This window comes from Blastococcus litoris (assembly GCF_003075095.1).
GTDB classification, from domain to species: Bacteria; Actinomycetota; Actinomycetes; order Mycobacteriales; family Geodermatophilaceae; genus Blastococcus_B; species Blastococcus_B litoris.
On sequence record NZ_QCZF01000004.1, the window covers coordinates 23,050 to 48,157 of the forward strand.

Annotated in this window: 34 protein-coding genes; 12 read left to right on the top strand and 22 right to left on the bottom strand. The window is 73.6% G+C overall.

Going from position 1 to position 25,108, the window contains the following annotated elements:
- The 4 genes from DCS98_RS09675 to DCS98_RS09690 all read right to left on the bottom strand — a co-directional run bounded on the left by DCS98_RS09675 (nt 1) and on the right by DCS98_RS09690 (nt 4,091).
- Nucleotides 1-348: a flagellar FlbD family protein gene (locus DCS98_RS09675; RefSeq protein ID WP_116451179.1), complete on the bottom strand. Its 348-nt coding sequence runs from the start codon at nt 346-348 to the stop codon at nt 1-3.
- Between the two features lie 136 nt (nt 349-484).
- Complete coding sequence (locus tag DCS98_RS09680) at nt 485-1,783, bottom strand: hypothetical protein (RefSeq protein WP_116451180.1); 1,299 nt, start codon at nt 1,781-1,783, stop codon at nt 485-487.
- Nucleotides 1,780-2,223: a cupredoxin domain-containing protein gene (locus DCS98_RS09685; RefSeq protein ID WP_241037469.1), complete on the bottom strand. Its 444-nt coding sequence runs from the start codon at nt 2,221-2,223 to the stop codon at nt 1,780-1,782. The genes DCS98_RS09680 and DCS98_RS09685 overlap by 4 nt, the downstream gene beginning before the upstream one ends.
- Before the next feature lie 26 nt (nt 2,224-2,249).
- The gene (locus tag DCS98_RS09690) at nt 2,250-4,091 is read right to left on the bottom strand and encodes a hypothetical protein (RefSeq protein WP_116451181.1); all 1,842 of its coding nucleotides are present in this window, start codon (nt 4,089-4,091) and stop codon (nt 2,250-2,252) included.
- Nucleotides 4,092-4,200: 109 nt separating this feature from the next.
- On the opposite strand from DCS98_RS09690, the gene DCS98_RS09695 reads away from it, so the two are divergent.
- The gene (locus DCS98_RS09695) at nt 4,201-4,971 is read left to right on the top strand and encodes a MerR family transcriptional regulator (RefSeq protein WP_164704485.1); all 771 of its coding nucleotides are present in this window, start codon (nt 4,201-4,203) and stop codon (nt 4,969-4,971) included.
- On the opposite strand, the gene DCS98_RS09700 is transcribed toward DCS98_RS09695, so the two are convergent.
- A complete protein-coding gene (locus DCS98_RS09700) occupies nt 4,949-5,155 on the bottom strand; it encodes a hypothetical protein (protein WP_164704486.1) in 207 nt (68 codons plus the stop codon). The genes DCS98_RS09695 and DCS98_RS09700 overlap by 23 nt on opposite strands.
- 50 nt (nt 5,156-5,205) lie before the next feature.
- A complete protein-coding gene (locus DCS98_RS09705) occupies nt 5,206-6,144 on the bottom strand; it encodes a siderophore-interacting protein (protein ID WP_116451184.1) in 939 nt (312 codons plus the stop codon).
- 147 nt (nt 6,145-6,291) lie between these two features.
- Here DCS98_RS09705 and DCS98_RS09710 point away from each other — a divergent pair, with 147 nt between their 5' ends.
- Complete coding sequence (locus DCS98_RS09710) at nt 6,292-7,239, top strand: ABC transporter substrate-binding protein (protein WP_116451185.1); 948 nt, start codon at nt 6,292-6,294, stop codon at nt 7,237-7,239.
- Nucleotides 7,240-7,295: 56 nt separating this feature from the next.
- Here DCS98_RS09710 and bfr read toward each other — a convergent pair whose 3' ends face one another.
- Nucleotides 7,296-7,832: a bacterioferritin gene (gene bfr / locus DCS98_RS09715; protein ID WP_241037477.1), complete on the bottom strand. Its 537-nt coding sequence runs from the start codon at nt 7,830-7,832 to the stop codon at nt 7,296-7,298.
- Nucleotides 7,765-7,998 (bottom strand): (2Fe-2S)-binding protein, encoded by a 234-nt coding sequence (locus DCS98_RS24085; RefSeq protein ID WP_116451187.1) that lies wholly within the window; start codon nt 7,996-7,998, stop codon nt 7,765-7,767. Before DCS98_RS24085 ends, bfr begins: the two co-directional genes overlap by 68 nt.
- A 134-nt stretch (nt 7,999-8,132) precedes the next feature.
- Here DCS98_RS24085 and DCS98_RS09725 point away from each other — a divergent pair, with 134 nt between their 5' ends.
- The 3 genes from DCS98_RS09725 to DCS98_RS09735 all read left to right on the top strand — a co-directional run bounded on the left by DCS98_RS09725 (nt 8,133) and on the right by DCS98_RS09735 (nt 10,272).
- The gene (locus tag DCS98_RS09725) at nt 8,133-8,915 is read left to right on the top strand and encodes an isocitrate lyase/PEP mutase family protein (protein ID WP_116451512.1); all 783 of its coding nucleotides are present in this window, start codon (nt 8,133-8,135) and stop codon (nt 8,913-8,915) included.
- A 2-nt stretch (nt 8,916-8,917) separates the two neighbouring features.
- A complete protein-coding gene (locus DCS98_RS09730) occupies nt 8,918-9,433 on the top strand; it encodes a class I SAM-dependent methyltransferase (protein WP_116451188.1) in 516 nt (171 codons plus the stop codon).
- Nucleotides 9,434-9,567: 134 nt separating this feature from the next.
- Complete coding sequence (locus DCS98_RS09735; protein WP_116451189.1) at nt 9,568-10,272, top strand: response regulator transcription factor; 705 nt, start codon at nt 9,568-9,570, stop codon at nt 10,270-10,272.
- Here DCS98_RS09735 and DCS98_RS09740 read toward each other — a convergent pair.
- The 13 genes from DCS98_RS09740 to DCS98_RS09800 all read right to left on the bottom strand — a co-directional run bounded on the left by DCS98_RS09740 (nt 10,254) and on the right by DCS98_RS09800 (nt 20,186).
- Nucleotides 10,254-10,973 (bottom strand): response regulator transcription factor, encoded by a 720-nt coding sequence (locus DCS98_RS09740; protein WP_116451190.1) that lies wholly within the window; start codon nt 10,971-10,973, stop codon nt 10,254-10,256. The two genes, DCS98_RS09735 and DCS98_RS09740, sit on opposite strands and share 19 nt — an antisense overlap.
- A gap of 38 nt (nt 10,974-11,011) precedes the next feature.
- Nucleotides 11,012-11,686 (bottom strand): response regulator, encoded by a 675-nt coding sequence (locus tag DCS98_RS22965; protein WP_164704487.1) that lies wholly within the window; start codon nt 11,684-11,686, stop codon nt 11,012-11,014.
- Nucleotides 11,680-12,156 carry a hypothetical protein gene (locus DCS98_RS22970; RefSeq protein WP_164704488.1) on the bottom strand — a complete coding sequence of 159 codons (477 nt, stop codon included), beginning with the start codon at nt 12,154-12,156 and terminating at the stop codon, nt 11,680-11,682. Before DCS98_RS22970 ends, DCS98_RS22965 begins: the two co-directional genes overlap by 7 nt.
- Nucleotides 12,153-12,761 carry a signal peptidase I gene (locus DCS98_RS09755; protein ID WP_206340177.1) on the bottom strand — a complete coding sequence of 203 codons (609 nt, stop codon included), beginning with the start codon at nt 12,759-12,761 and terminating at the stop codon, nt 12,153-12,155. Before DCS98_RS09755 ends, DCS98_RS22970 begins: the two co-directional genes overlap by 4 nt.
- 32 nt (nt 12,762-12,793) lie before the next feature.
- Entirely contained in the window at nt 12,794-13,390 is a 597-nt protein-coding gene (locus tag DCS98_RS09760) for a TasA family protein (protein ID WP_116451191.1), read from the bottom strand.
- A 295-nt stretch (nt 13,391-13,685) separates the two neighbouring features.
- On the bottom strand, nt 13,686-14,969 hold the full coding sequence (locus DCS98_RS09765) for a PAS domain-containing sensor histidine kinase (protein WP_116451192.1): 1,284 nt from the start codon (nt 14,967-14,969) through the stop codon (nt 13,686-13,688).
- Complete coding sequence (locus tag DCS98_RS09770) at nt 14,966-15,346, bottom strand: response regulator transcription factor (RefSeq protein ID WP_116451193.1); 381 nt, start codon at nt 15,344-15,346, stop codon at nt 14,966-14,968. The genes DCS98_RS09765 and DCS98_RS09770 overlap by 4 nt, the downstream gene beginning before the upstream one ends.
- Before the next feature lie 192 nt (nt 15,347-15,538).
- Complete coding sequence (locus DCS98_RS09775; RefSeq protein WP_116451194.1) at nt 15,539-16,174, bottom strand: DUF3618 domain-containing protein; 636 nt, start codon at nt 16,172-16,174, stop codon at nt 15,539-15,541.
- A 22-nt stretch (nt 16,175-16,196) separates the two neighbouring features.
- Entirely contained in the window at nt 16,197-16,730 is a 534-nt protein-coding gene (locus DCS98_RS09780) for a phage holin family protein (RefSeq protein ID WP_116451195.1), read from the bottom strand.
- A gap of 3 nt (nt 16,731-16,733) precedes the next feature.
- Nucleotides 16,734-17,531 (bottom strand): hypothetical protein, encoded by a 798-nt coding sequence (locus DCS98_RS09785; protein WP_116451196.1) that lies wholly within the window; start codon nt 17,529-17,531, stop codon nt 16,734-16,736.
- A 251-nt stretch (nt 17,532-17,782) separates the two neighbouring features.
- Entirely contained in the window at nt 17,783-18,568 is a 786-nt protein-coding gene (locus DCS98_RS09790; protein WP_116451197.1) for an enoyl-CoA hydratase/isomerase family protein, read from the bottom strand.
- Nucleotides 18,565-19,485, bottom strand: coding sequence for a KPN_02809 family neutral zinc metallopeptidase (gene ypfJ, locus DCS98_RS09795; RefSeq protein WP_116451198.1), 921 nt, complete (start codon nt 19,483-19,485; stop codon nt 18,565-18,567). Before ypfJ ends, DCS98_RS09790 begins: the two co-directional genes overlap by 4 nt.
- The gene (locus DCS98_RS09800; RefSeq protein ID WP_164704489.1) at nt 19,482-20,186 is read right to left on the bottom strand and encodes an SIMPL domain-containing protein; all 705 of its coding nucleotides are present in this window, start codon (nt 20,184-20,186) and stop codon (nt 19,482-19,484) included. The genes ypfJ and DCS98_RS09800 overlap by 4 nt, the downstream gene beginning before the upstream one ends.
- Before the next feature lie 116 nt (nt 20,187-20,302).
- Between DCS98_RS09800 and DCS98_RS09805 the strand changes: the two genes are divergently transcribed.
- From DCS98_RS09805 to DCS98_RS09815, 3 genes are read left to right on the top strand one after another with little or no spacing between them, the layout of a single operon-like run.
- On the top strand, nt 20,303-20,704 hold the full coding sequence (locus DCS98_RS09805; protein ID WP_164704490.1) for a hypothetical protein: 402 nt from the start codon (nt 20,303-20,305) through the stop codon (nt 20,702-20,704).
- Nucleotides 20,705-20,707: 3 nt separating this feature from the next.
- Complete coding sequence (locus tag DCS98_RS09810) at nt 20,708-21,946, top strand: glutathionylspermidine synthase family protein (protein WP_241037505.1); 1,239 nt, start codon at nt 20,708-20,710, stop codon at nt 21,944-21,946.
- 24 nt (nt 21,947-21,970) lie between these two features.
- Nucleotides 21,971-22,417 carry a nitroreductase family deazaflavin-dependent oxidoreductase gene (locus DCS98_RS09815; RefSeq protein ID WP_116451201.1) on the top strand — a complete coding sequence of 149 codons (447 nt, stop codon included), beginning with the start codon at nt 21,971-21,973 and terminating at the stop codon, nt 22,415-22,417.
- A gap of 3 nt (nt 22,418-22,420) precedes the next feature.
- Here the strand turns inward: DCS98_RS09815 and DCS98_RS09820 are convergent, their stop codons facing one another.
- Nucleotides 22,421-23,485, bottom strand: a complete 1,065-nt coding sequence (locus tag DCS98_RS09820; RefSeq protein WP_116451202.1) for a winged helix DNA-binding domain-containing protein — start codon at nt 23,483-23,485, stop codon at nt 22,421-22,423.
- A gap of 39 nt (nt 23,486-23,524) precedes the next feature.
- Between DCS98_RS09820 and DCS98_RS09825 the strand changes: the two genes are divergently transcribed.
- From DCS98_RS09825 to DCS98_RS09835, 4 genes are all read left to right on the top strand, one after another.
- Nucleotides 23,525-24,103 (top strand): class I SAM-dependent methyltransferase, encoded by a 579-nt coding sequence (locus tag DCS98_RS09825; protein ID WP_116451515.1) that lies wholly within the window; start codon nt 23,525-23,527, stop codon nt 24,101-24,103.
- Between the two features lie 30 nt (nt 24,104-24,133).
- Entirely contained in the window at nt 24,134-24,259 is a 126-nt protein-coding gene (locus DCS98_RS23885; RefSeq protein ID WP_277394607.1) for a hypothetical protein, read from the top strand.
- A 10-nt stretch (nt 24,260-24,269) separates the two neighbouring features.
- Nucleotides 24,270-24,710 carry a DUF1801 domain-containing protein gene (locus DCS98_RS09830; RefSeq protein ID WP_241037508.1) on the top strand — a complete coding sequence of 147 codons (441 nt, stop codon included), beginning with the start codon at nt 24,270-24,272 and terminating at the stop codon, nt 24,708-24,710.
- Nucleotides 24,711-24,871: 161 nt separating this feature from the next.
- Nucleotides 24,872-25,081: a three-helix bundle dimerization domain-containing protein gene (locus DCS98_RS09835; protein WP_116451203.1), complete on the top strand. Its 210-nt coding sequence runs from the start codon at nt 24,872-24,874 to the stop codon at nt 25,079-25,081.
- The last annotated feature ends 27 nt before the right edge of the window (nt 25,082-25,108 follow it).

The window sequence follows — 25,108 nt, forward strand, 5'->3', positions numbered from 1 at the left end:
TCAGCCCTCGTCGGGGGACGTCTCCTCGGGCACCCGGCGGTCGGCCGCCGACCGGCCGGTGTCGACGCTCCGGTCGTACTGCCGCCGCTCCACCCGGAGCGTCCCGTTCCGCACGTTCGTCGCGTGGTCGGCGATCTCCGCCGTCCCGCCGGCCAGCCGCTTCTGGACGACGGTGCGCGCGGCCCGGTGGTCGCGGATCGAGAGCAGCACCTCGTCGAAGCTCTCGTTCACCACGTACTTGGTGCCGTCGACCAGGTGGACGACGGTGTCGGGGCGGGTCTCCACCCGCTCGATGTGCGTCGGGTCGACGGAGAAGTGCTCCCCGTTGCGGCAGGTGACACCGATCATGGAGCGGTCCTTCCGCTCGAGCGGGGCAGCGGACCCCGTTGGCGCCGGTGACGGCACCCTCTGCATCGGCGCGCGGGTGCCCCGGCTGTAGCCGAACCGCCTGGATCTCACCCCGACGGCGGGGGAGAGTCGCAGGTCAGAAGCCGAACAGCAGGCCCAGCCCGCCGAGCGTGAAGCACACCATGACCAGGACGAGGGGCAGCTGGTCGGAGGCGCGGGCCCGCCGGGCCGACAGCAGGGCGCGCTCGTGCGCCAGCGTGACGCCGGCGACGTGGCCGAGGATGATCGCGCCGACCTGCACCAGCGCGATCACGTCGGAGCTCACGGCGGTGAGGTCGACGCGGTTGCCGTAGGTGCCGAACAGGTCGACCCCCGCGACGCCGAACGGGTTGCTGGCCAGGATCCAGGTCGTCTGGCCGTCCAGGGCGAGCAGGCTGAAGTAGTGCGCCACGGTGTACCCGAGGGCGATCGGGATGACGGTGGCGGCGTACCGGCCCGGCTGCACCGCGGGGTCCTGGCCGGCCATCCGGCCCGAGAGCCGGGTGCCCAGCAGGTACAGCGCGCCGACGACGGCGATCATCGCCAGCAGGCCCAGCGTCCCGGACAGCGTGTCGTTGGCCGACCCCGGGCCGCTCTGCCAGAACACCGTGCGGGAGAGCCCGTCGAACGCGGTGGAGCCGAGCAGCACCACGACGAGGGCGGCCAGCCCCGGCTGCTGGGGGGTGGCCATCGCGTTGGCCAGCGGGTTGCGCAGCACCAGCCGGCCGTCGTCCCGCCGCCCCCACGGGGAGAGCCGGGCGATCAAGGTCGAGTACGCCTCGAAGCCGTCGCCGTGGGCGAACCAGCGCTCCCCGAACCACAGCGACAGGGCCAGCTGCACGACCGCGTACGCGATCAGGAAGACCGCCACGGTGGTGGGCTCCGAGCGGCCGGGGTAGACGAGCTCGAGCCAGACGAAGACCAGCAGCGAGCCGGCGGCCGGCCACAGCCCCAGCGCCGGCAGCCGGGTGGCGCCGGGCGCCCGGGGAGCGAGCACCCGCAGCCCGCGGTGCAGCAGGCGGAGCGGGTTGGCCACCCGGGCGACGGGTCCGAGCAGCAGGCTCAGCGGGACCAGGCCCACCCAGAACGTCACGTACAGGACCCAGGGGGCCAGGTTGCGGGACGTGTCGTCGGGCCCCCACAGGGCGACGGCGACGACGAAGCAGGCGACCACGAGCGCGAACGCCTGGAGCCCGCGCCGCAGCGGTGCGCCGTCGAGCACGCGCTGCAGCCCGGCCGGCAGCGGACGGCCGGAGCCGCCCAGCCGTGGCGTCCGCCAGAAGAGCAGCAGGACGGCGAAGCTGGCGAGGATCGCGGCGCCGGCGCCGTAGAGCGCGAAGCCGATCGGGATCGGCAGGTCCGTCCGGGAGCCCACACCGTGGGCGAGGACCGTCACCCGACCTGCAGCGAGAGCAGCACCGTGCCCGCCTCGTGCAGCTCCACCTCGAACACCCCGGGGATGGTGGCGTCGAACTCCACCGTGGCGGGCGTGCCCGGGGGGACTTCGGCCTCGAGGTCGTAGCCGTGCACGTGCAGCTCGTCGGCGACGTCGCTGGTGACGACCAGCGTGACGTGCTCACCGGCCGGCACGGGCACGCGGCCGGTGTCGCCGCTGACCTGGCCGCCGGTGACGGTCACCTCGATCCGCTGCCCGGTGGACGCGGTGGTCTCCGGGGCAGCGGACGAGCTGCTGCTCGTCGACGCCGGCGCCGACGAGCTGCTCGAGCTCGCCGACCCGGCCGACGCCGGCTCGTCGGTGCCGGCGCAACCGGCGACGGCGAGGGTCACGCCCAGGCAGAGCAGGGCAGCGGGGAACCGGGACGGTCGTGCGGTCACAGGAGTGCTCCAGGAGAAGAGGGGGGTCAGCGGGAGCCGAGCTCGCTGGCGGGACGGTCACCGGCGTCCGGCGCGTCGGCCGGGGCGTCGGGATAGGGCTCCCGGGACGCCGCGCGCCGCGAGTACCGGCCGACGCCCCACGACAGCGCCGCGATCAGGGCCAGCGTGCAGGCCAGCACCACCAGGTTCGACACCAGCCACAGGCCACCACCGGAGGCCTTCAGCTCCCGCTGCAGGATGTCGATCTCGGGGATCGTCCCGCGGGTCACGCCGTCGTCGGCCTCGATGGCGTCGGCCGGGATGGCCTCGTCCTCGGGGAGGTAGATCGGGACGGCGCTGAGCATCCGGCCGTCGTGGATGCGCAGCAGCGTCTTCCAGTCGCCGTGCAGCGGCACCGGCTCCGTCGTCCGGTAGCTGCCCTCGCCGGTCTCCTCGAGCGCGGTCACCACCAGCCCCTGGCCCTGCCACGAGGTGATCTGCACCCACGCGGGGTCGTCGAGGGCGTCCGCCGGCTCGAGCTGGACGCTGATGTTCGCCGTCCGCGGGTCGGTGGTGACGTCCTCGATGGTGAAGGTGGCCTCGACGTCGTCCGGGACGGTGGCGACGAGCCCGTTGGTGACGCAGGCGGCGAGGACCAGGACCGAGCCGACCAGGACGCCGCGGGCGACCGCGGGACGCGGGAGGCGCCGGCGGAGTCCGGTCGCCAGCAGCGCACCGAGCAGCGCTCCCGCGACACCACCGGCGATCGCCATGAGCGTGCCCTCGACCAGGATGTCGCTGTCCCACGACAGGGTCTGGGTGAACTCGGTCCAGCCCCACTCGGTCGCGTGGCCCAGCGTGCCGATCGCGACCCCGAAGACGGTGGCCGACAGCAGCGGCCGGCCGGCGAGCGGCAGCACCAGCGCCAGCAGTTCGACGACGATCGCCGAGCCCAGGTAGAGGGGGAACATCGGCACGATCTCGCCGAAGGCCGGCCCCACGATCAGCGCGATGCCGCCGCGGACGACGAGGAAGAACGCGGTGGCGGCCAGGGCGCCGCCCTTGCCGATGAACAGCCGGGCCGCGACCAGCGCCAGGCCCGCGGCACCGGCGATCATGAACGGCTCCAGCACCAGGCGGAACTGGGGGACGTCGAAGTCGTACTCGCCCTGGAAGACCGAGAGCCCGAGCAGCAGGCCGCCCATCGCCGCGGCCTGGCGGACGAACCGCGCCGTCTGGCCGACCTTGCGGTCGCCGTCGTCCGTCGACAGCCCGCCGTGGCCCTCCTGCTCGAGGATCAGCAGGCCGATGATGGACAGGCCGGCGCCGGTGATGAGCATCAGGTGCGTGGGGCCCCACAGCGTGACGTCCTGGCCGAAGAGCCGGTGCCAGACGTCGTCGAGGGGGAAGCCGAGGAGGGCGTAGAAGCCGGCACCGGTCAGCAGGATGCCGCCGACCGGCACGTCCCAGCCCCTGATGAAGCGCACGGCGGCCGGGCCGGGCTTCTCGTCCAGCGGCATCGCGCAGGCGAAGACGCCACCGGCGAAGACGCCGAAGAGCCCGAAGAGGATGAGGTAGTGCGCGGGGTTGGCCAGCGGCCCCTCGTCGCGGCCGACGCCGATGTGCAGCGAGATGTCCCAGAGCATGCCCAGCAGGGCCACGAGCAGGGACGCCGTCGTCAGCACGGTGGGCAGGGCGACCCACGGCGGGACGCCGGTGGCCTTGCCCAGCTTCGTGCCGACCGCGGTGAGCACCGTCGTCCTGCGCGTGCGGTGCAGGAAGACCAGGCCCAGCAGCACCACGGTCAGGCCGAGGCCGATCCCGGTCGCCAGGATCACCTCACCGATCGCGGCGCCTCCGGCGGGACGTGTGTCAGCAGCGAGCAACACGGAAACCTCCTGAGCCATGAGGCCTATGCAACACCCATGACGGTGACATCGACAACTGATACATAAACGAGCGGATTACCGTGGACGTCACGACGAGGAGGAGGTGGCGGTGGTCACGCCCGGCCAGACCCCGCACGAGGACGACGACGGCGACCGCGAGCTGACGGTCGACGAGCTCGCCGCCCGCGTGGGTGTCACGGTGCGCAACCTGCGTGCCTACTCGGCGCGCGGGCTGCTGCCGCCGCCGCGCATGGTCGGGCGCACCGGCTACTACGGCCGCGAGCACGTCGCCCGGCTGCTCCTCGTGCGCGAGATGCTGGCCGAGGGCTACTCGCTGGCGATGATCGAGCGCACCCTCGCCTCGGCCCCCGCCACCGCGAGCTCGGCCACCCTGGCGCTGCACCGCGCGCTGCTGGCGCCCTGGCTGCCGCCCGAGCCGGAGACGACGACCGGCGCGGAACTGGCCGCGAAGGCCGGCGTGCCGGAGGACTCCGCCCTCGTCGACCGGCTGGTCGACCTCGGGCTGGTCCAGCGCACCGAGGACGGCGGCCTCCGGGTGCTCGACCCCGCGCTGCTCACCGCCGGCCTCCAGGTGGTGGGGCTGGGCGTCCCGCCGGAGGACCTGATCGAGGCGCAGACCCGGGTCAACCAGCACGTCCGCGAGATCGCGCAGACCTACGTCGGCATGTTCGTGCGGACCGGCTGGCAGGCGTTCCTCGACGCCGGGTCACCGCCCGAGCAGCTGGACGCGCTGCGCGACACCGTCGCGCGCCTGCAGCCGGCCGCGGCGCAGGCGGTGCTGGCCGCCTTCCGCACCGAGATGGCCGCCGCCGTCGAGGGGGCGCTGGAGACCGAGCTCAGTCGGCTGCAGGGGGATTAGGGATCTCCTCGCGCGCCATGGCGGCGCGGCGGGCGTCGTCGGCCTCCTCCCGGGCGCTCAGCCGGCGGTCGCGGACGACCGCGCCCACCACGAGCGCGACGAGGATGGCCGCCGGGACGAAGAAGCCGATCGTCCCCAGGACCTTGAGGCCGTCGGTCGCCAGGACGTCGAAGGCATCGGGCACGCCCTCCATGTGACACCGCTCGATGTCAGGGTGTCAAACGGAAGCCCGGATCAGTCGCTGACGCGGCCGTCCCGCCAGTAGCCCATGAAGGCGACGGAGCGGCGGTCGACGCCGCGCTCCTGCACCAGGTGCCGCCGCAGGCCCTTCACGACGCCGGCCTCGCCGGCCAGCCAGGCGTACACGCCGGACGAGCGGCGGGGGAGCGGCTCCTCCTCCGGGACCTCCCAGAGGATCCCGGCGTCCACGTCGACGTCCTCGAGCTGGACGCCCGGTGTCGGCGCGAGGACGTCGGACAGCTCCTCGACGGTGGCGACCACGGCCGCGGTCAGGAGTGCTCCCCGCGGTGCCGGGGCGCCGCCGTCGTCGGGCCAGCGGGGGAGCCAGGTGATGCGGACGCCGGCCGGAGCGGCCACGTTCAGCGCGTCGGCCGCCGTCGGCACCTCGAGGAGCACGTGTGCCCGCTGCCCCGCGGGCAGGGCCTCGACGATCGCGCAGACGGCGGGGACGGCGGTCTCGTCGCCGGCGACGATCAGGCAGGACGCGTCGGCCGGGGGGTGCCACTCGAAGCCGCCGGTCGGGCCGGGGAACGGCCGGTTCGGGCCGATCAGGACGACCTCGTCGCCGACGGACGCGGTCTCCGCCCAGGCCGACGCCGGCCCGGTGGCGCCGTGCAGGACGAAGTCGACGTCCACCTCGCCGGCCTCGGGCCGCAGGGCGCGGATCGTGTACGTCCGGATCGGCATCTGCCGCTCGACCGGGAGGGCCCGCCAGGCGCCGTACCAGTCGGGATCGGCGGGGAAGTCGACGACGGCCTGGCCGGGGAGGGGCAGGACGACCTTGATCCGCTGGTCGAAGCCGTTGGAGGCGAAGTCGCCCATGTCCGGCCCGGTGAAGGTCACCCGCAGGAAGCTCGGGCTCAGCCGCTGCAGCCGCGCGACCTGCACGACGAACGGCCGGTAGACCGGGACCTGCAGTGCCTCGACGGTCATGCGCCCTCTCCCGGTGGCCGGCAGGTGAGGGCCGGGAACCGACTTAGGCTAGCCTCACCTGGCTTCGTGACGGAGTCTTGCACACCGTCGCGGACGGATCCAGAGGCACGTCCCACCGAGGTGGCGTGCCCGTCCACGAGGAGAACGATGAGACGCCCTGCCCTGACCGCGGCACTGCTCCTGGCCCTGTCCCTGACTGCGTGCGGGACGTCGGACGACGGGGGGACTGCAGCCGAGGCCACGACGACCGAGGGCGCCGCCTTCCCGCGCACCGTCGAGCACGCCATGGGCAGCACCGAGATCCCCGAGCGGCCCGAGCGGGTCGTCGTCCTGGACACCGGCGAGCTCGACACGGCGCTGTCGCTCGGCATCACGCCGGTCGGCGCCGTCACCACCGCGGTGTCGGACGACTTCCTGAGCTACCTGGCCGACGACGCGGCCGGCGTCGAGGTCGTCGGCACGATCGCCGAGCCGAACCTCGAGGCGATCGCGGCGGTGCGGCCGGACCTGATCCTGTCGAACAAGACGCGGCACGAGGACATCTACGAGGAGCTCTCGCAGATCGCCCCGACCGTCTTCGCCGACCGCGTCGGCGCGGTGTGGAAGGACAACCTCCGGCTGGACGCCGAGGCGCTCGGCCTCGAGGACGAGGCCGAGGAGCTGATCGACGCCTACGAGGAGGACGCCGCGGCCCTGGGGCAGGAGATCGGCGACCCGGCCGGGACGACGGTCAGCACGATGCGGTTCGTCGAGGGGGCGATCCGCGTGTACACGGCCGAGTCCTTCATCGGCACGGTGATGGCCGACATCGGGCTGGACCACCTGCAGCTGCCCACGCAGGACGTCGCCACGTTCGCGGAGCTCAGCCCGGAGCAGGTCACCGAGGCCGACGCCGAGATCGTCCTGTACTCGTCGTACGGGGCGGCCGCCGACTCCGGTGAGGACGCCGTCGTCGCCGGCCCGCTGTGGCCGCGGCTGGGTGCGGTCGCCGACGGGCGCGCCCACGCCGTGGAGGACGACGTGTTCTACACCGGCATCGGGCTGCGCGCCGCGACGCTCCAGCTGGAGGCGCTGCGCGACCTGCTGGCCGGGTGAGACGACGAGGGCCGCTCCCCGGACGGGGAGCGGCCCTCGTGGCGATCAGCTGCGGATCAGGGCGTCTCGGTCGCGATCTGGGCGGCGAGGTACTGCGGCGCGCCCACCCGCTCGATGGCGGCCAGCTGCGCCTCGAACCAGTCGGCGTGCTTCTCCTCGTCGCGCACCATCTCCTCGAAGACCGCGGCGGTGCCGTGGTCGCCGAGGTCGTGGCACTCCTTCGCGGAGGCGTTGAACTGCGCGACGGCGGCCTTCTCGCTGTCGAGGGCGAGGACGAGCATCTCCTCGGCCGTCTCGCCGACGCGGATGGCGTTCAGGCGCTGGACGTTGGGGTGGCCGTCGAAGAGCAGCACCCGCTGGATGAGGTCGTCGGCGTCGCGCATCTCGTCGATGGACAGGTCGTAGAAGACCTTGCCGAGCTTGGGCAGGCCCCAGGCGTCCAGCATGCGGGCGTTCAGGAAGTACGTGTTGGTGACGGTCAGCTCGAAGGTGAGCGCGTCATTGAGCAGTTCGACCACACGGGGGCTAACGGGCTGCACCAGCCACTCCCACTTCTCGTTCTGCCGCGACTTGCTCGGTACGGCGCTCGGCACGGACCGGGCAATGCTGACACACGAGGTCGCGGAGGGAGCTGATGCAGTTTCCGCAGGTCCGTCCGGCGCCGGTCTCCCGGGCGACGTCGGCGACGCACCGCGCACCGTTGGCGATCGACTCCAGGACGTCGCGGTCGGTCACCACGTTGCAGTGGCACACGTACATGGCGGTCGCCTCACGGGTAGCGCTGACAAGGTCTGCCTCCCAGAGGCTCGACCCTGGGCACTGGATGCAGGTTAGCCTGACCTAAGTGGTCCTGGTCAAGTGTGCAGGTCAGCGTCCTGGCCTACGTTCGGGTCATGCCTGATCTCGCCACTCGCGCCCGCACCATGCTCGAGCTGCACACCGCACCCGAGATCCTCGTCCTCGCGAACGTGTGGGACGTCGTCTCGGCCCGCGTGGTCGCCGCGACCGACGGGGTCCGGGCCCTGGCCACCGCCAGCCACTCGATCGCCGCGACGTTCGGCTACGAGGACGGCGAGAACATCCCGCTCGACCTCCACCTCGACATGGTCGGCCGCATCGTGCGGGCCGTCGACGTGCCGGTGACCATGGACTTCGAGGCCGGCTACGGCGACGCCGGCGAGACAGCCCGCCGCGCCATCGAGGCGGGCGCGGTCGGCGGCAACCTCGAGGACCAGATGAAGCCGCTCGACGAGGCGGTGGCCGCCGTGGAGGCGGTGGTGCGCGCCGGGCGGGACGCCGGGATCGACTTCGTGCTCAACGCGCGCACCGACGCCCTGCTCCGGGCGGGCCGCGACGCCGACCGCGGGCAGCTGCTCGAGGAGGCCGTCCGCCGCGGACGCGCCTATCTGGAGGCCGGTGCGCCCGTGGTCTTCGTCCCCGGGGCAGTCGGCCGCGAGGAGATCGCCGCCCTCGTCGAGGCGCTCGGGCGGCAGAAGGTGAGCGTCATCAGCGTGCCCGGGCACTCGCTGCCCACCCGGGAACTGCAGGAGCTCGGCGTCGCCCGGGTCTCGACCGGGCCGTTCACGCAGCGGGTGGCGCTCACCGCCCTGCAGGACGCGGCGGCGGAGGTGGTCGCCGGCGGCGTGCTGCCGGCCGGGACCCGCCCGCTGAACTAGCGGTGCCCGCGTCGGAGCGACTGGCCTGGACGGCGGGCCTCGTCGACCTCGGACCCGGTGAGCGGGCGCTGGAGGTCGGCTGCGGGCACGGCGTCCTGCTCGGGCTGCTGGCCGGCCGCCTGACGACCGGCGAGGCGGTGGGCGTCGACCGCTCGCCGACGATGGTCGCGGCGGCCGCGCGCCGCAACCGCGCCGCGGTCGAGGACGGGCGGGTCCGGCTGGCGGCGGCCGACCTGACCGACGCCGAGCTGGGCGTCCGGCCCTTCGACGTCGTCGTCTCCTTCAACGTGCGCGCGTTCTGGACGCCACCGGCACCCGAGTGGGACGTGGTCGACCGGGTCCTCGCTCCGGACGGCCGGGTGCTCGTCGCCTTCTCGGTCATGGCGCCGGGCGCCGACGGGCCGGTCGAGGACGCGGTGCGGGAGCTGGCAGGGCAGCGCGGGCTGCGCCCCGTGCGCAGCCACCGGGGCGCGACCGCACCGATCGCGTCGGCCGCCGTCGAGCTCCGCCGCGGCTGACCTCACCCGTCCGGGGGAGCCGGAGCCGGCCGGGGGCGCTCGGCTCAAGGCGGAGCCCCGGGCTGCCGATCACCCGGTCAGGTGAACGGAGGAGTCTGCCTCCGCACCGTCGCCGCTGGTGAGGAGGAGACGTCGTGCCCGCACAGTCCGTGCTCGTGGTGGAGGACACCGACGAGATCCGCGAGCTGGTGACCACCGTGCTGCGCCGTGCCGGGTTCGACGTCCGCGAGGCGGCCTCCGGGGCCGCGTGCCTCGAGGAGGTCCGGCGCTCGGCTCCCGACCTGATCGTGCTCGACCTGGGGCTCCCGGACGCCGACGGCACCGAGGTGTGCCGGCAGATCCGTGCCGAGACCCAGTGCTACGTGCTAATGCTCACCGCGCGCGCCGAGGAGGTCGACCTGCTCATCGGGCTGGCCGTCGGCGCCGACGGGTACATGGCCAAGCCGTTCTCCCCGCGCGAGCTCGTGGCGCGGGTGCAGGCGATGCTGCGCTTCCCCCGCACCGCCCCGGCCCCGGTCGAGACCGCGGCCGCCGACGAGTCGGTGCGCCGGCTCGCCGAGCTCGAGGTGGACGAGGAGACGCGGGAGGTACGGGTGGACGGCTCCGTCGTCGACCTGACCCGCACCGAGTTCGACCTGCTCGCCGCCCTGGCGTCGCGACCCGGCCGGGTGCTGCAGCGCGAGACGCTGCTGCGCGAGGTCTGGCAGACCGACTGGGAGGGCAACCTCCGGCTGGTCGAGGCGCACATGTCCAACCTGCGCCGCAAGCTCGTGGCCGCCGGGCTCAACAGCCCGGAGATCCGGACGGTCCGGGGAGTGGGCTACCGGCTCGTCGCCTGAGCCGCCGGCATCCGGCGGCGGCGCCCCTCGACGCGGGCGCAGGCGCCCACGAGCTCCATCAGCCGGCCCTGCGGGAGGACCCCGCGGCGCGCGTCGTCCGCGACGGCGTGGGCGACCTCCGCCACCTCGAGGTGACCGAGCCGGTCGCTGACCGCGGCCAGGGACACGGCGTGGGAGGCCACCGCCTCCGCGTCGCCCTCCCGGGCGCCGGCGGCGATCATCGCGAGCCGGTGCGGCAGGGCGCTGACGAACATCTCGTCGAGCCGCGCGCGCTCGCCCGCGGCGAGCTCGGGGGCGGCGGGCTCGACCTCGACCCGGCGCAGCACCGGCGCGAGGCCGCGCATCACGTCCACGAACAGGCGGGGGTCCACCGGCTTGGCCAGGCACGCGACGGCGCCGGCGTGGGCGGCCAGCGTGCGCACCTGGTGGGTGCGGCGGGCGGCGACGACGAGGAAGCGGGCGGTGCTGCCGTTCTCCCGCAGCTTGCGCATCAGGGTGGCGCCGTGGCCGTTGCGCATGGCCATGTCGGTCACCACGAGGTCGAAGTCGACGACCGCGGCCATGCGGAGGGCGGCGTCGGTGCCGACCGCCTGGACGACCTGCCAGCCGCCGAGCTGCAGCAGCGTGGTGATGCGGGCGCGGGCGGCGGGGGAGTCGTCGACGACCAGGGCGGTCTGGACGGCGGGGGTGGGCTGGGACATGGTCCGGACCTCCGTCTCTCGTTCGTGGGTGGTGGGCCTCAGGCCCGGGCGAGTTCCTGCAGTTCGACGACCTTCGCGTGGGACATGACCCCGCGCCGGGCGTCGGCGGCGATGGCCTGGCAGACCGCGGCGACGTCGGGGTGACCGAGCTGACCGCTGGTCCCGGCGAGGGTGTGCGCGGCGGAGACGACAGCCGGCGCGTCCCCGGAGCGGGTGCCGCTGGCGATGGCGCTCAGCCGGCCGGGGAGGGCGTCGAGGTACATCTCGTGCAGCCGGTCCATGAGCTCCTGGTCGACGTCCTCGTCGTGCAGGTCGATCCACTCGCGGAGCTCGGGGAGTTCGCCCTGCGCAGTCGGCCCCGTGGTCCGGCTGCGCAGGAAGTCCAGGAGGAGGCGTGCCTCGACGGGCTTGGCGAGGCAGGCCATCGCGCCGGCGGTGATCGCCTCGGCCCGCACCTCGTCGGTGGGCTCGTCGGTCACGACCAGGAAGCGGGCGCGGGAGCCGTCGTGGCGCATCCGGCGGAGCAGCGCCGGGCCGCTCCCGCCGGGCACCGAGGCGTCGGTGACCACGAGGTCGGGGTCGTCGGCGGCGGCGACGCGGCGGGCGCTCTCGGCGTCGGCGGCCTCGCGGACCTGCCAGCCGCCGAGGCGGAGGAGGCCTGCCACGCGACGGCGGGCGGTGGGTTCGTCGTCGACGACCAGGGCGGTCAGCACGCCAGCACCGCCGTCCGGGGCGTCTCCGCCGTCCAGCCGTAGCTGGTGAGCGTGATGACCGAGATCCGCGGCTGGTAGTTCAGGTAGCTGCGGTCGACGCGGGCGTTGGCCGTGCGGTTCGTGGTGCCGGTCTCGGCCATCACGATCGACTGGCCGTTGTTCAGGTGCGCCATGACCCGGTAGCCGACGACCCCGCGGGCGGTGGTGCTGGCCGGCCAGGTGACGGTGGCGTCGACCCAGTAGGAGTAGGTGGTGACCCACTGCCCCCAGGAGTTGTAGTAGCCGCCGTTCGCCGTCTGCCCGCAGTAGTCGTTCACGGTGACCGAGGCCGGGGCGGCGACGGTGCCGGTGGAGATGCCGGTGGCGACGGCGACGGTGTCGCCGAAGGTGGCCGAGGCCGGGATGGCGGCGCCGATCATGACGGCCACGGTGAGGCCGACCAGGACCAGGGCCCGACGGATGCCGGTCATTCCGTGCCCTCCTCTTCCTCACGGGTGGGACGCCAGATGGTCATCAGCAGCCAGCCGGCGAGCAGTGCCGGGGCGCCGTAGAGCAGCACCTGGGTCACCACAGGGGTGCGCAGGGCCTGGATCAGGTGGCCGAGCTCGGGGACGACGACACGCACCTGGTAGGCGGTGTCGCCCTGCAGGGTGGCGGTCCAGGGGTCGACGGCGTCGTTCGCGTCGCCCTTGGTCTGGATCTGCACGGCGCCGTCGGGGCCGGTCTCGACCGACACGACCCGGTGGGTGACGAGCGCGTGGTCGTCGATGGGCTTGTGGTACGCGAGGACCATGCCCTCGGTGATCTCGGAGGTCGCGATCGGCGTGACGACGGTGACGTCACCCGGCTCGATCCCCGGGGCCATGCTCGGCGTCAGCATGGTCATCGTGCGGTAGCCGAGCAGGTGGGGCCCGACGGCCAGGAGGAGGAACACCGCGACCGCGACGCCCATGACTCCGCGGACCAGCCACGGGGCCACACGGCCCACGATGCGGCCGGCGGTGGAGCGCGTGTCCTCGGCCGGGGGCAGCGCGGCGGCTGCCCCCGGGCGACGGACGGGGAGGACGGCGGTCATGGCGAGATCTCCGTGTGGTCGTCAGGCCGTGATCAGCGGGTGGTACCGGTGCGCTGGGTGCCCGTGAAGGTCAGGCTGAGCGCGGCGGTCTTGCCCTGGAAGGTGTTGTCGGCCGACGACGGCAGCGAGATGGTCAGCGCCAGGTTGTCCGTGGCACCGGCGGCCAGCGACGCGGGGTTGGTCAGGGTCATCTGGCTGGTGACCGGACCGGCGGCCAGCAGACGCTCGGTGCCGCCGCAGGTGTAGGTGGCCGACCAGGCGACGCTGCAGGACTTGACGCTCAGCTGCAGGCCGTTCGTGATGTCGGTGGTGAGGACGCTCGGGGTGGTCACGGTCGTGTTCAGGACGACCGAGCCGAGTGCCGAGGTGCCGTCGTTGCTCAGGTTGACCGTCCGGGTGAGCGAGTCACCGGGGACGAAACCGGCGGTGGTCACCGGGATGGCGGTGCCGACCTGCGCGAGGTTGATGTCGACCGTGCCGGAGGCGACGGTGGTGGTGACGGGGGCGGTGCTGTCGGTGAAGCTACCGAAGGTGCCCATGCCGGCGACCGCGGCAGCGGCGCCGAGGACGCCCAGCGAGCCGACGACCTTGCGGGCGGTGGAGCTCTTGGCGATGGTCTTGGTGCTCATGTCCGTTGTTCTCCCTGTGTCCGGTTCGTCGACCGGCGATCCGGGCGACAGGGAGAACTCTGCGGGCCCTACCGCAGGGCACCCGCGAGCGTTCCGCAAGGAATCCGCAAGGAATCGGCGAACCCGTCGCAACCGGGCTCTTCCCCCGGATCTGCAGGAGTTTCCGGCCCGTCGCCGGGCGCCGGCGGAGCTCTCGACCGGCGTCCTGGCTCAGCGTTCCGGGTCCTGCCTCACCGTCGACCGTGAGCCAGGACCCGGGACGATCAGGAGACCTGATCGTCCGGGGCGGGGTCCGTCAGGCGGTGGCGAGCGGCAGGGTGAGGGTGAAGGTGGTGCCCTCGCCCTCCGCGCTCACGAGGTCCAGCGTCCCGCCGTGCGCGGTGGTGATGGCCTTCGTGATGGCCAGGCCGAGCCCGACCCCGGGGACGGCGTTGCGCTGCGCCGTCGAGGCGCGGAAGAAGCGGGTGAACATCTTCCCCTGCTCGCCGGTGGGGATGCCGATGCCGGTGTCGCTGACCGCCAGCCGGGCCACGGGGACGGCGCCGGGACGCGGATCGGTGCTCGTCGTGCCGTCGGGGGCGGCCCACGCCCGGTGGAGCGAGAGCGTCACGCGGCCGCCGGCCGGCGTGAACTTGACGGCGTTGGAGACCAGGTTGTCGCAGGCCTGACCGAGGCGCACGGCGTCACCGGGGACGACGAGGCCGCTGCCGGGGACGTCGACGACGATCTCGACGCCCGCCGCCGCAGCGCCCACCCGGGCGGTCTCCTCGGCCGCCCGCACCACGCCGGCCAGGTCGACGTCGTGCGGCTCCAGGCTGAAACGGCCGGCGTCCACCTGCGCGGTGAACAGCAGGTCGCCGACGAGCCGCAGCAGCCGGTCGGCGTTGCGCTCCACGGTGGTCAGGTACTTCCGCTGCTCCTCGGTGAGCGGCTGCTCGTCGTCCTCGAGGACGAGTTCCAGGTAGCCCAGGATCGAGGTGAGGGGGGTGCGCAGCTCGTGGCTGATCAGGCTCACGAACTGGTCCTTCATCCGCTCGGTGGCGCGGGCCTCGGTCATGTCGGTGCCCACGAAGTTCCAGCCGGCGTGTGCGCCGTCGTCGTCGGTGCGCGGGGTGATGGCGACCGACACCGTCCGGTGCGACCCGTCGGCCGCGACGTAGGTCCAGTCGCGGACGTCGCTGCCGTGCTCCTGGGCCGCGTGCACCAGCGCCGCGAGCCCGGGCGCCGAGCCGCAGCTCTCGGCCTGGGCCTCGAGCTCCTCGGCGACGTGGAACTCGACGATCGACCGCTTCCGGACGACGTCGGGGCGGGGGAGGCCCAGCATCTTCTCCGCGCCCGGGTTCCAGACGCGGATCACGCCGTCGACGTCGGTGCCGATGATCGACTGCTCGGTGACCGCGTCGATGACGCTGGTCATGGTCTCGGCGCGCGCGGCGAGCATGCGCGTGGCGACGTCCAGCTCGTCGGCGCGGCGCTGCACCTGCGAGAGCAGGGCGGCGTTCTCCTCGCGCAGGCGGGCCAGCTCGACGTCGCGGCGGTCGGGCTGCCCGGCGCGCGGCCGGGGGACGACGGTCGTCATGCCGGCTGCCGGGCAGTCAGCGCACGCACCTGGTGCACCAGGGCGGCGACCCCGAAGGGCTTGGCGAGGTAGGCGTCGGCGCCGGCCGCGAGACCGCGTGCGACGTCGTCCAGGGAGGCTCCGGCGGACAGCAGCAGGATGCGGATGCCGGCGGTCGCCGGGTCGGCCCGCAGGGCGGTGCACACCTCGAGCCCGGTGGCTCCGGGCATCGACACGTCGAGGACGACGAAGTCGGGCAGCTCGGTGCGGGCGGTCGCCAGCGCGGTGCTGCCGTCGGCGACGGCGTCGGTGACGGTGCACCCGGCCTTGGCGACCGCCAGGCACACGAGCGCGCGGATGTCCTCCTCGTCGTCGGCGACGAGCACGCGGACGTCCACGGCGGGGCTCCTGTCGGTCGGCGGCTCCGGGGAGCCGAACGGCGTCGTCCACGAAGGACAACGGCCTCCCGAGCAGGGGCCTGCAGGGTCGCGACGGTCACCTCACCCCGTCGGGTGAGCACAGCGCTGCGCCCCGCCGGGAGAACCCGGCGGGGCGCAGTCGAGCGGGGTGGGTCGGTACGACCCGAGGGGTCAGGAGCCGGTTGCCTGGCTCTGCACCGTCTCCTTGGACTGCTGGGCCTGGCCCTGCACGTCCGCGGCGGAGGACTTCCCCTCCTCGGTCACCGTGGTGGCGGCGTCCTGGGCGGTGGACGTGACCGACTCGACCGCCTGCTGCGCCGCGGGCTTGAGCTGGTCACCGATCTCCTGGGCCGCCTGCTTGGCCGGCTCGAGGAGCGTGTCCTTGTGCTCCTTGACCGCGGTCTCGGCCTGCTGGGCCAGCTGCTTCTCCTTCTCCGAGGCCGGCAGGAGGCTCGACACGAGCCAGCCGACACCGAAGGCGATGAGGCCGGCGGCCAGGGGGTTGCCCTGGGTCTGCCGCATCACCTGGTCGGGAGCCTGCTGGACGGCGCCCACCGCGGTGGAGGCGGCGTTCGAGACGCTGTCCGCCGCGTTGGAGGCGGCCCCCTGCGCGTGGGCGGAGGTGTCCTGAGCGCTGCCCATGACCTTCTCCTTCAGGTTGGTCATGCGTCCCTTGGCCGCACTGACGCGACGGTCGACGACGCGGGCCGGGTTGACCTTCTCGTTGAGGGCGTCGACGTCGTAGCTGAGCTCGCGCCGGGTGTCCTCGATCTGGCGCCGGATGACGTCCGGGTCACTGGTGGTCATCGGTACTCCTCGGGTCTCGTGGTCAGTTGGGCTTCAGGGCGCCGGGGACCTGCTGGAGGGTCTCCACGGTGCGCTCGGGCTTGGGGTTGACCTGCTGGAACTTCTTCTTGCCCATCACGAACGTGACGGCGGCGACGACGCCCCAGAGGATCGCGACGACGAGCGCCGCCAGGCCGATGTCCATGACGTTGGCCAGGGCCCACCAGAGCGCGAAGGACAGGAACATCAGGACCATGTAGCCGGCGAAGCCGGCGGCTCCGAACATCCCGGCCCCCTGGCCGGCCTTCTTGGCCTCGACCTTGAGCTCGGCCTTCGCCAGCTCGAGCTCCTGGCGCATCAGCGTCGAGAGGTCCTTGCTCACCTCACCGAGGAGCTGGCCGACCGAGGTGCTCTCGACGTCCGGGCGACCCTCGGCCGTCGTGGGCGTGCCCATGCTGCCGCTGTAGTCGGCCGCGTAGTTCTGGCCGGTCGCCGGCTCCACCATGGGCGGCGAGGTGGGGCTCGCGTAACCCTGCGGGCTGCCCGCCGGGGTGGCCCCGGAGTAGGGGGAGCTCATGGGTCAGCCCACCCCACCGGGCCGACGGGCCGGGTCGTCCCAGCCGGTCTGGCTGGCCGGCGGCACCATGCTGCCCTCGGGGGGCACCGTGCCGTAGGGCGGCGGCGGCAGGGGAGCGCCGCCGGTGGCCGCACCGGTGGTCGCGTAGGTGCTGGTGGCCGGGGCCGAGTAGTCGGAGTAGGCCGGCGCGGGGTCGACGTAGTTCGACTGGGCGGTGAGGCCGTTGCCGGAGCTGCTGTCGCTGTGGGCGGCCTTGACCCCGCTGGTCAGCCGGCCGGCGAGCACGCCGGCGGCGGCGGCACCGAGGAGGAAGAGACCCGGCTTGCGGCGGGCGAAGCTGCGGACGTCGTCGAGCAGCTGCGCCGGCTCGCGGTTCTGCAGCATGCCGGCGAAGTTCTCGACCTGGGTGGACGCCTGCTGGAGCAGGTCCCGTGCGGGGCCGGGGGCACCTTCGCTGCTGCCGTCGGCCAGGGCGCGCAGCTCCTGGGCGAGCGCGGACAGGCTCTGCCCGGCCTTGTGCTGCTGGGTGACGACCTGGTCCCTGACCTGGGTGCGGCCCTGGTCGAGCAGGTCCTTGGCCTGGCGCTGGGTCTCCTGCGCGACCTGCTTGGCCTGGTCGGTCGCGACGGAGGCGACCTGGCTGCCGGCCTCCGCCGCGGTCTGGCCGACGTTCTTGGCCTCGCTCACCGCGGTGTCCTTGGTCTCCTGGGCACGCCCGCTCGTGGAGTTCTCGGGCGTGGCGTGAGCTCCTGCGCCCGCGGTGGCGGGGGGCGGGAACGGGGCGTCGATGCTGTGCGTCATCGGTCCTCCTGGGCAGTGGGCTGTCTGGTCGTGAGGTCGGGTGGAGCGCTACCCCCACGCCGTTCGGCGACACCTGCCATCGCTGGCAGAGCGGGCGTGAACGGGGGCCTTCCGACCGGCGCATCCATGCGTCACGGGCGGGCGGGGAGACGAGCGGCGGCGTGGCTGCAGACCACGCCGCTCCCCGTCTCCGGAGGAGAGCGCCGCAGACCTCTGGTACCCCTACCGGCCCGAGAACGAAACGGGAACGATCACTTCTCGGCCCACGGGAAACGGGGGGGACGGCGCTCGGCGAACGCCGCGACGCCCTCGGCGAGCTCGCCGGCGGCGATCGTCTCCCGGTACCAGCGGGTTGCCACGCGCTCGCCGTTCCCGCCCTCGGTCAGGTCGGCGACGACCGCCTTGGTGGACCGCTGGGTCAGGGCCGAGCGGGAGGCGAGGACGTCGGCGAAGCGGCGGACCTCGTGCTCCAGGTCGTCGGCCGGGACCACCTGGTCGACCAGGCCGGCCCGCAGCGCCGTCGGGGTGTCGATCAGCTCGCCGCTGAACAGCAGGTACTTCGTCATCGCGGGGCCCACGAGGTCGATCAGCGCCTTCGTGGACGACGGGGTGTAGACGATCCCGACCTTCGCGGGGGTGACCCCGAAGACGGCGGAGGGGTCGGCGAAGCGCAGGTCGCAGCAGGCCGCGATCTCGACACCGCCGCCGATGCAGTGGCCGCGGATCATCGCCAGGGTCGGCTTCGGGAAGTCGCGCAGCGCCGCCTGCGCGGCGAGGTTGTCCCGCCGGACGTCGGCCATGGGGTCGGCCGGGTCCGGCCCGCTCAGCAGGTCGGAGATGTCGGCCCCGGCGCAGAAGCTGGGTCCCGCGCCGGTGACGACGAGGACCCGCACGCCCGGATCGTGGGCGAGCGGTTCCAGGACGCCGGGCAGCGCGGCCCACATGGCCGCCGTCATGGCGTTGCGCTTCTCGGGGCGGTCGATCGTCAGCACGGCGACGGAGCCGTCCCGGGTGACCACCAGGGGCTCGCCGGTCACCCGAGGTCGTCCGTGCCGAACGTGTCGCACGCGCGGAAGTCGCCGGTCTCGTAGCCGGTCGTGAACCACCGCTGCCGCTGCTCGGAGGAACCGTGGGTGAAGGCGTCCTGGTCGACCGTCCCGCTGCCCAGGTTCTCCTGGATGAAGTCGTCCCCGATGCGCGAGGCCGCGTCCAGGGCGCGGTCGAGGTCGTCCTGGGTGATCTCCTCGATCAGCGGCGCGCCGGACTCGTCGGGCACCGTCTCGGCGTGGTTGGCCCACGTGCCGGCGTAGCAGTCGGCCTGCAGCTCGAGCCGCACGGTGCCGCTGGCGGGCCCGGTCTCGCCCGGCGTGACGAGCCGGTTGGTGCCCAGCAGGTTCTGCACGTGGTGGCCGTACTCGTGCGCGATCACGTAGGCGTTCACGAACAGCCCGCCCTCGGCGCCGAACTGGCTCTGCAGCTGGTCGAAGAAGCTCAGGTCGATGTACACGAGCTGGTCGGCCGGGCAGTAGAAGGGTCCCGACCCGCTGGTCGCGCCGCCGCAGCTGGTCTGCGTCGAGCCGGAGAAGAACACGGTGCTCGTGGGCAGGTAGTCCTCGCCGAGCGTCGCCGACCAGTAGTCCTGGATGGAGTCGACGTCGGCGACGACGGCGCAGTCCACGGAGGTGTTCGCGTCGCCGCTGTCGTCGCACGCCTGTTCCAGCGCGCTGTTGTCCGCGGTCTCGCCCTGCCCGAGGCCGGCCAGGCCACCGAGCGCGGCGCCGGTGCCCCCGTCCCCGCCGCCGGCCAGCTGGAGGACGACCACGATGATCAGGCCGACGAGGCCGAGCCCGCCGCCCCCGACCGCGATCCCGCGGCCACCGCCGAGCCCGCCGCCCCGGCCACGGCGGTCCTGGACGCTCGACGTGTCCAGGCGGCCGCCCTCGCGATACCTCATCCTCCGAGGACCCTTCCTTCCTGCTTCCCGGTGCCGAAGAGCGCGGCGTCCGGCTCCGACATGGCGAAGCGGACCTCCACCGCGCCGTGCACCTCCTGACGGGGCGGGGTGAGGTCGAGGTGGACCTGGCCGTCCTCGAACCGTGCCATCGAGGTCATGGCTCCCGCGACTCGGAGCCCACCTCCGCCCAGCCCGGCGTCGCCGACCTCGAGCAGGGCGGTCAGCCGTGCCCCGAAGGCCGCGGCGTACTGCTGGGCCCGGCGCACGGCGTCCCGGACGGCGTCCAGGCGCGCCCGCTCCTGCACCGGGCTGTCCGGCCGCAGCCGCCAGCCCGGGCCGGACACGTCGACGTCGTCGAGCCGCCCCAGCTCCACGACGAGGTCGCCGACGGCGTCCAGGCGGCCGACGGTCAGCCGGGTCTGCACGGTGGCGACCGGCTCACCGGGGGCCCGCCGGTCGCGCACCTCCAGGTGGACCGATGCGGTGCTGGTCTCCACGGCCTCGACGGCGTCGCCCGCCGCCGCGGCGACCGCGGTCACCTGCTGCTGCACCGACAGGCAGCGCTGCAGGGCCGACTCGCGGTCGCGGGCCCGGACGCGGACGGTCACCCAGACGTCGGCCAGTTCGGGCTCGACCTGCAGCAGGGCCTCGCCGCGGACGACGACCTGCGGCTCGGCGGTGCGGGGGGAAGAGCTGTTCACGGTGACCTCCGGGAGGGTTCGGCGGAGGGACTCTGGCAGACCTCGCGGGGCGGGAGCGCGCACGGCGTGGCGGCGACGTCCTACTGTCGGGCGCAACCGAGGGAAGGGGAGTGGTCGTGGCGGTCTCCAACCGCATCCGTGCCGCCTTGACGACGACCGTGCTCACCACTGCTGCCACCGGCTTCATGGCCGGCTGCGGCGTCGGCGGGGAGGACGAGGAGGAGCAGGTCGCGTACTGCACGGACGAGAACGGCGAGATCGTCGACGAGGACCTGTGCGACGACGACCGCGTGGGTGGCGGTGGCGGGCTCTTCTTCCTGTACCTCGGCGCGTTCCGGCCCGGCCTGCCCGTGGGCACCGTGCTCCCGTCCGGTGGCACGCGGATCAACCCGACCGACTCCGCGGCCCGCCAGCGCGCCGGTCTGCCGGCCAGCGGCAAGGTCAGCGCCGGCCAGCGGGTGAGCGGCGGGATCGGCAGCGGCGTGGGCAACAAGGCCGGCAGCGGAGCCGGCAGCTAGACCTTGAGACGGATCGAGAGCGGGATCGTCCGGCCGGGCTGGGAGGCCGAGATCGAATCCCAGGGCCTGGTCTACAACCGGACCCACCTGCCCGGCGGCGAGGTGCGCAGCTACTGGCGCGAGGGGCCGTTCTACGACTTCACGATGGCCGAGGTCCAGCGGCTCGAGGGGGCGGTCGCCCAGCTGTTCGAGATGTGCGTGGCCGCCGGTGACCACGTCGTCGAGAACGAGCTGTTCGACCGGATGCGCATCCCGCCGATGGCCCGCCCGCCCATCCGGCGGACGTGGGAGGCCGAGCCGCCGAGCATCTACGGCCGGTTCGACCTGCGCTACGACGGCGAGGGCCCGCCGAAGCTCCTGGAGTTCAACGCCGACACCCCGACCGGGCTCGTCGAGTCCGCGGTGACCCAGTGGAACTGGCACCTGTTCACCGGGCAGGGCAGCGACCAGTGGAACGCGCTGCACGACAAGCTCGTGGCGGCCTGGCAGCGCAACCTGGTCAAGTGGGAGCGGCGCACCGGGATCCGCCCGCGGGTGCACCTGGCCTGGACGAGCGAGGAGAAGTCCGGCGAGGACCGGATGACCGTCGCCTACCTGATGGACACCGTCGTGCAGGCCGGGTACGAGGCGATCGAGCTGGTCGTCGAGGACATCGTGCTCGACGACGGCGACGGCCGGTTCTACGACCCGCAGGGCCGCCATCTCGACGTCGTCTTCAAGCTCTACCCCTGGGAGTGGCTGATCGAGGACGAGTTCGGCCCGGCCGTGCTGGCCGACGGGATGCGGCCGGGCGGGACGACGTGGGTGGAGCCGGCCTACAAGATGCTGTGGAGCACCAAGGCGCTGCTGCCGGTGCTCTGGCAGATGTTCGGCACCGACCCCGTCCTCGGGGAGCTCCTGCTCCCGGCCTACTTCGCCGACGAGATGCCGTCGTCCTGGCGGGACTACGTGCGCAAACCGCTGTGGGGTCGCGAGGGCGCCAACGTGGCCATCGTCCGGGGCGGGGCGGTCGCCGACGAGCTGCCCGGCCGCTACGGGACCGAGGGCTTCGTCGTGCAGGAGCTGGCGCCGCTGCCGGACTTCCCCGGCGTCGACGGGTCCCACCACCCGGTCCTCGGCGCCTGGGTCGTGGACGGCGAGCCGGCCGGCCTCGGCATCCGCGAGAGCGACGGCCTGATCACCGACAACCTGAGCTACTTCGTTCCCCACACGATCGACTACCGGCCTCCGCGCGCGCGGTGACCGGAGCCGTCCTAGGTTCGGGGCATGCCGCTGGAGGGTGAGTACGAGCCGAGCGCCGCCGACTGGGTCCGCGAGCAGGTCGAGCGCTACGAGGCGACCGGGGGGCGGGAGGCCAACACCCTCCGCGACACCGGGCTGCCGATCGTCATCGTGAGCACGCGGGGGGCGACGAGCGGCAAGGTCCGCAAGCTCGGGCTGATGCGCGTCGAGCACGAGGGCGTGTACGCCATGGTCGGGTCGAAGGGGGGCGCACCGGAGGACCCCGCATGGGTGAGCAACCTCCGCGCCCATCCCGACCAGGTGGTGCTGCAGGACGGGCCGGAGCCGTGGGACGGCGTCGCGCGCGAGATCACCGGTGAGGAGCGGGCGGCCTGGTGGGAGCGGGCCGTGGCGGCCTACGCGGACTACGCCGACTACCAGGAGAAGACCGACCGGGAGATCCCGGTCTTCCTCTTCGAGCGCCGGACCTGACTCTCAGGGGAGCGCCGCGGCGAGCCCCGGGACCGCCGCTGCCACGCCCGGCGGCAGCTCGGTGTACGGCTCCAGGTCCACCGTGCGCTTGGCCCCCCGGCCGGCCCACCGCCAGACCGCGACCACCTGGCCGCGGTGGACGACGGTCGACCGGAACATCCCGTTGTTGCCCGGGACGATGCGGGTCGCGAACTCGGCGGGGACGACGGCGGTGCGGTCGGCGTAGCCGAGGACGAACTCGTCGAAGCCGGGCAGCAGGAGCGGCCCCTCGGCCTCCGCGCGAGCCGCCGCGAGCCGATCGGGGGTCCCGGGGTCCATGAGGTACTCGGTGCCCTCGACGGTCACCGGCTCCAGCCGGTCGCGGACCGCGGCCAGGCCGGCCCGGACGTCGCGGACGGTGCTCCCGGCCCACCGCACGAGGTCGGCCACGGTCGCCGGACCGTGCCCGGTGAAGAAGCGCAGCGCGAGCTCGGCCAGGGCCTCGTCGCGGTCCAGCCGTCGGGGCGTGCGGATCCACTCGTCGAGCAGGACGAACAGCTGCTCGCCCGCGCCGTCCGTGGGCCCCAGGCAGAGGGTGCCGGTCTGCGACAGGTACCAGAGCAGGTGGTAGCCGCGCTGGCCCGTGACCGGGACGCCGCCCTCGTCGATGGCCGCCAGCAGCTCGGCCCGCGTGGCGCGGCGCCCTCCGGTGAGTGCCCCGAGGACGACCTCCCGGGCCCGCTCGGCCTGCACCTCGTCCAGCTCGAGCTGCGCCCACCGGCGGCCGATCCCGTTCAGCGCCCGGACGCCGACGGTGTCGAGGAACCACGGCAGGTCCTCCGCCGCGACCAGGTGCAGGGTGCCCCGCATCGGCCACGACCGCACGACCTCGCCGGCGTCGAGCGCGGCCTCGACGTCCGCCCGCAGGCGGCTCTCCGTGCGCAGCGCCACCGACACCAGCGCACCGGGGTAGTCCTGCCCCTGGGCCGCGCCGAGGCGGTGGACGGCGGCGGCCGCGCTCGGCGCGCGCGGGCCGACCAGCCCGAGGGCGGCCAGGCGGAGCAACCCGAGGTCGCGGAGCGCGGTCACCCGCCCACCGTGGCAGGTGGGTGCGACAGACTGCACGGTGTGCAGGCCCGGGAGTGGGACGAGCGGTACGCCCAGCGGCAGCAGTGGTCGTCGGAGCCGAACGCGCTGGTCGCCGAGCTCCTCGCCGGTCTACCGGCCGGGGACGCCGTCGACCTCGCGGCGGGTGAGGGACGGCACGCGCTGTGGCTCGCCGCACGGGGGTGGCAGGTGACGGCGGTCGACTTCTCCGGCGTCGGCCTCGACCGCGGGCGGGCCCAGCCCGGAGCCGACCGGATCGCGTGGGTGGCGGCCGACGTCACGACCTGGACGGCGCCCGCGGAGAGCCTCGACCTGGTGCTGGTGGCCTACCTGCACCTGGCGGAGCCCGAGACCCTCGACGTCCTGACCCGTGCTGTCGGCTGGCTGCGGCCCGGTGGACGGCTGCTCGTCCTGGGCCACGACCTGGCCAACCTGACCCACGGGGTGAGCGGGCCCCAGGACCCGGCGCTGCTGCACAGCGTCCAGAGGCTGCAGCCGGTCGCGGACCTCCTGGAGGTCGACCGGCTCGAGCAGGTGCGGCGGGAGACGCCGGCCGGCGTCGCGCTGGACACCCTGCTCTGGGGTCGCCGGCCCTCCTGAACGGGCCGTTCCGGCTGTAGGTTGCCCGCCATGACGAGGACGAGTGGGTACGGGCGCTCCCGGGCGGACCGGCGCCGACGGTTGATCGCGCTGGTGATCGTGTTCGGGATGGTCCTGGCGGCGGCGGCCACGATCATCTCGCTGATGATCGGCTGAGCCGGTCGCGGTGGCCGACGACATCGAGGCCGACGACATCGAGGCCTGGTTCGATGCGGCCGGCCCCCGGGGTGAGGAGCTCCGCCGGGTCGACGAGCTGGTGATGGCGGCCGCGCCCGGGATCGACCGGCAGCTGGTGCCGGTGGGGTCCGGGGCCATGCTGGGGTACGGGCTGATGCCCTACCGGCCGCGGTCGGCCAAGGAGACGACCCTGTGGCCGCTGATCTCGCTCGCGGCGCAGAAGCGGCACCTCTCCCTCTACGTGAGCGCCGTCGTCGACGGCGAGTACATCGCCGAGCAGCGTGCCGAGCGGCTGGGCAGGGTCTCCTGCGGCAAGAGCTGCATCCGCTTCACCTCCCTGGACGCGGTCGACACCGGTGAGCTCAGCGCCCTGGTCCGCGACGCCGTGGCCGTCACGAACGCCGGCGGGAACGCCTTCTCGTCGTCCTGAGGCGCGCCACGCCGAGGGCGAACAGCGGCGGGGACCTTCGTCCCTGGATCACGCACGCCACACGCGCCACGGTGTTCCAGCACGACATCGGCCGCCTGGTCAGGTGGCCTCGGGGGGAACCATCACCGCCGCACCGCGGCCGCGCACCGGAGGACACGTCCATGACGTTGGCCGTCCCGCCCATCGTCCCCGACCCGTCCGTCCGTTCCGCCATCGCCCGATTGCGGCAGGAGTTCCCCGAGCTGGGGCCCGAGCCGATCGTCCTCGTCGTCCGCACCTGCCGCGAAGAGCTGCGCGGCTCGCCCGCCGACGCGCTGCCCGAGCTCGTCGAGCGCCTCGCCCGCCAGCGGCTGCGGGTCTCCCTGGACTGAGCCCGGACGCGAGCGGAAACGCGGTTG

Excerpts from the sequence above, each read along its gene's own strand:
- DCS98_RS09740 (WP_116451190.1), bottom strand. The coding sequence starts at position 10,973 with ATGTCCCAGCCCACCCCCGCCGTCCAGACCGCCCTGGTCGTCGACGAC.
- DCS98_RS24085 (WP_116451187.1), bottom strand. The coding sequence starts at position 7,998 with ATGTACGTGTGCCACTGCAACGTGGTGACCGACCGCGACGTCCTGGAG.
- ypfJ (WP_116451198.1), bottom strand. The coding sequence starts at position 19,485 with ATGAGGTATCGCGAGGGCGGCCGCCTGGACACGTCGAGCGTCCAGGAC.
- DCS98_RS09765 (WP_116451192.1), bottom strand. The coding sequence starts at position 14,969 with ATGACGACCGTCGTCCCCCGGCCGCGCGCCGGGCAGCCCGACCGCCGC.
- DCS98_RS09725 (WP_116451512.1), top strand. The coding sequence starts at position 8,133 with ATGCCTGATCTCGCCACTCGCGCCCGCACCATGCTCGAGCTGCACACC.
- DCS98_RS09705 (WP_116451184.1), bottom strand. The coding sequence starts at position 6,144 with ATGACCGTCGAGGCACTGCAGGTCCCGGTCTACCGGCCGTTCGTCGTG.
- DCS98_RS09780 (WP_116451195.1), bottom strand. The coding sequence starts at position 16,730 with ATGAGCTCCCCCTACTCCGGGGCCACCCCGGCGGGCAGCCCGCAGGGT.
- DCS98_RS09710 (WP_116451185.1), top strand. The coding sequence starts at position 6,292 with ATGAGACGCCCTGCCCTGACCGCGGCACTGCTCCTGGCCCTGTCCCTG.
- DCS98_RS09835 (WP_116451203.1), top strand. The coding sequence starts at position 24,872 with ATGACGTTGGCCGTCCCGCCCATCGTCCCCGACCCGTCCGTCCGTTCC.
- DCS98_RS09815 (WP_116451201.1), top strand. The coding sequence starts at position 21,971 with ATGCCGCTGGAGGGTGAGTACGAGCCGAGCGCCGCCGACTGGGTCCGC.
- DCS98_RS09785 (WP_116451196.1), bottom strand. The coding sequence starts at position 17,531 with ATGACGCACAGCATCGACGCCCCGTTCCCGCCCCCCGCCACCGCGGGC.
- DCS98_RS09775 (WP_116451194.1), bottom strand. The coding sequence starts at position 16,174 with ATGACCACCAGTGACCCGGACGTCATCCGGCGCCAGATCGAGGACACC.
- DCS98_RS09760 (WP_116451191.1), bottom strand. The coding sequence starts at position 13,390 with ATGAGCACCAAGACCATCGCCAAGAGCTCCACCGCCCGCAAGGTCGTC.
- DCS98_RS09755 (WP_206340177.1), bottom strand. The coding sequence starts at position 12,761 with ATGACCGCCGTCCTCCCCGTCCGTCGCCCGGGGGCAGCCGCCGCGCTG.
- DCS98_RS23885 (WP_277394607.1), top strand. The coding sequence starts at position 24,134 with ATGACGAGGACGAGTGGGTACGGGCGCTCCCGGGCGGACCGGCGCCGA.
- DCS98_RS09675 (WP_116451179.1), bottom strand. The coding sequence starts at position 348 with ATGATCGGTGTCACCTGCCGCAACGGGGAGCACTTCTCCGTCGACCCG.
- DCS98_RS22970 (WP_164704488.1), bottom strand. The coding sequence starts at position 12,156 with ATGACCGGCATCCGTCGGGCCCTGGTCCTGGTCGGCCTCACCGTGGCC.